Origin of the sequence: Moorena sp. SIO3H5 (assembly GCF_010692395.1) — a bacterium.
GTDB lineage: Bacteria > Cyanobacteriota > Cyanobacteriia > Cyanobacteriales > Coleofasciculaceae > Moorena.
In genome coordinates this window covers 1-2,072 of record NZ_JAAHHS010000702.1, presented here as the reverse complement: position 1 = coordinate 2,072, position 2,072 = coordinate 1, and the positions used below count along the sequence as shown (strand labels likewise).

Annotated in this window: 1 protein-coding gene and 1 pseudogene; both read right to left on the bottom strand. The window is 43.2% G+C overall.

Features of this window, described 5'->3' with window-relative positions; translation table 11 throughout:
• Nucleotides 1-393, bottom strand: a pseudogene (locus F6K52_RS35705) (transposase); the annotation flags it as partial.
• Nucleotides 394-486: 93 nt separating this feature from the next.
• The gene (locus F6K52_RS35700; RefSeq protein WP_293089847.1) at nt 487-1,377 is read right to left on the bottom strand and encodes an Npun_R2479 family HD domain-containing metalloprotein; all 891 of its coding nucleotides are present in this window, start codon (nt 1,375-1,377) and stop codon (nt 487-489) included.
• Between the last annotated feature and the right edge of the window lie 695 nt (nt 1,378-2,072).

Genomic DNA, 2,072 nt, shown 5'->3' with positions numbered 1-2,072 from the left:
AAAAGCCTGGGTTTTGAGTTGCGTGACATATTCCTTGCATTTATCTTGGTTTTCTTTTTCCGGAAACCTTTTGTAAATATTTTTGATAACCACCTTTTTACAGGCCGCCTGGCTCGCTGTGATGGTTTTCGCCACATCATTAATGGTCCAATCCATCAGTTTTGCCGGTAATCCTAAACTGTCAGGAGATCTAAAACTCTTTATTTCCGGAATCGCTTTTTTCCAGTCGAGCCCCCAGTGGCTAATGCTTCCCAATTTGTTGTAAGACTCAGATCTGACAATACCCAATTTTTTCATTATAGACCACAACTCTGTCTCAACCGACACGGTCATACCCACTACTGGGACGATTTGAGTCGATATTTTTTTAGTTGCTCCTACTTTCTTGGGCATTGCTGCTGTCTGAATCCTATACTTTAATCTTACTCTAGTGCTATAGAATTGTCAATGTCGGTTTTATACCATTAAATACCGTATTATCCCTATTTAAGAGGGTCTGGTTGCGAGACTATAGCGACAGGGATGGCTGAAGTGTGCTGAAGGCTGGGATTGGTGTTCTACTCGAAAGACATTGGCATAGAGATTAGCCAGGATTTGTTTACCAGAAAGGCTTCGCTCTAGGTAGGGCAATGCGGGTTTGATATAAGGATAGACAACATTCCAGTAAAAGTTTGGGTAGTTCCGGCGCAAATCACCAGGATGACGATAGCCTAAAATCTGATTTTTCCCGATTTCTTCAAACTCGTAGAACAAGGCACTAATTTTTTGTAAGTAGCGGGGATCAGCCAGCTGACCAATCAAATCTGCTGCTCTGACTAAACCAGGATAGTTAACCGTGTCTTGATGATCCTGATCAGCAGGTACTGGGAAACGGGTTAATTCAATATTGTGCTTAATCTGCTCAGTATCAATCAGCAGGTGATTACCAAAGTGTTCGTCAATAAACTGCTTACCCCGGTCTACATGGTAGGGAGTCAGGCTGGCATCAGTGGAACCTGTAGGCAGAATAATCATACCATTGTCTATTCCTGTGGCATACAATCCTTGGTCTGGTTGGTCTTTCCGACAGATGCCTTTGATGTACCCAATGTCATGGCACAACAAAGAGATAATCACGTGTAACCAGTCTTCACAGGAGACACTTCTTTCGCAAATGTGCTTACCCCACAAGATTTCCTGTCCGACTAGGGTGACTAGGACGGTGTGTTCAATGTTGTGATAAAGAGCGTCACTATTAGCAATATTTTCCAGAGCCATGTGAGTAGCCCAAGTAATCAGCTCACAGTAGTCTGATTTAAGGTTGCCATAAGTGCTGTGGAAACCTGTCTCTAGGTTTTTAACACAGGTATCAATGATTATCTCTGTAGGATTAAACATCATGGTAGACATATCAGCAACTCCTGATTTAAATTTCAGCTGATCCCGACGGTCATATCCGGGGGATTTTAGGTTAGGGGTTAGGGGTTAGTAGTTAGTTAATTGGTCTGGCATTGCTTAATTATGCAATGATTTTAATAGTTTTTTGGAATGGGCATCAGGCGTGGAACGGGCATCTTTTAGGTGCGCTTTCCGCATCTAATTATTAAATTCGCCACGGGTCCCATCTGTGGAATGGGCATCTTGCCCGTTACAATTTCCAGGCAGAATGCCGACCCCACTGATATTAATTCCTTGATTCAGCCATGCCATTGGTCTGACTAACTACTAACGACATTTTGTTTGGCAGCTCTCAATCCCTATATATAGATCAACGCTAGATCAAAGTCATCAGCATTCGCCCTGAGGCACTTAGCTTTGTTAGGTTCGGCACAAGGGGCGAGGTATTAACCTTTCGTTTGTCAAGTTTTCACCCACTTCGGATCAGGTATCTACCAAGCTGATAGCTGATAGCTAAAAGCTGATCGCTTTATCAACACAACCCATCAAGCTCCCAATTTTGGGTAATACAAGTGCAACGGGGAGTGATATGATCTGACCAGTACTCAGTGCCATCAGACGCAGCGTTTTAGCTTGAGGGAAAAGGCAAAAGAGTACTGGTCAGATCATATCACTCCCCGTTGCACTTGTATTAC